Annotated in this window: 2 tRNA genes; both read left to right on the top strand. The window is 39.1% G+C overall.

What is annotated here, in order from left to right:
• Positions 1 to 63: transfer RNA gene (locus DM444_RS00065), tRNA-Ile, on the top strand.
• Between the two features lie 162 nt (positions 64 to 225).
• Positions 226 to 284: transfer RNA gene (locus tag DM444_RS00060), tRNA-Ala, on the top strand.

The following is a 284-nucleotide window of genomic DNA, read 5'->3' as shown; positions in this document are numbered from 1 at the left end:
AGCTCAGCTGGTTAGAGTACTACACTGATAATGTAGGGGTCGGCAGTTCGAGTCTGCCCGGGACTACTTTTTTAGAGTTATGGATTTATAATTATGAATTATGGGTTCAAAAACAATAAAAAGGACTGAAAAGCTTAAAAAGAAGGAAATTCTAGAGTTGAAAGATTACGGATTACAAAAAATTCATAATTCATAATTCACAATTCATAATTAGATTGGGGGATTAGCTCAGCTGGCTAGAGCGCCTGCCTTGCACGCAGGAGGTCAACGGTTCGACTCCGTTA

It is taken from the genome of Flavobacterium ginsenosidimutans (assembly GCF_003254625.1).
Lineage (GTDB): Bacteria > Bacteroidota > Bacteroidia > Flavobacteriales > Flavobacteriaceae > Flavobacterium > Flavobacterium ginsenosidimutans.
The sequence above is the reverse complement of the archived record's forward strand: the minus strand, read 5'-3'. Positions and strand labels throughout refer to the sequence as shown.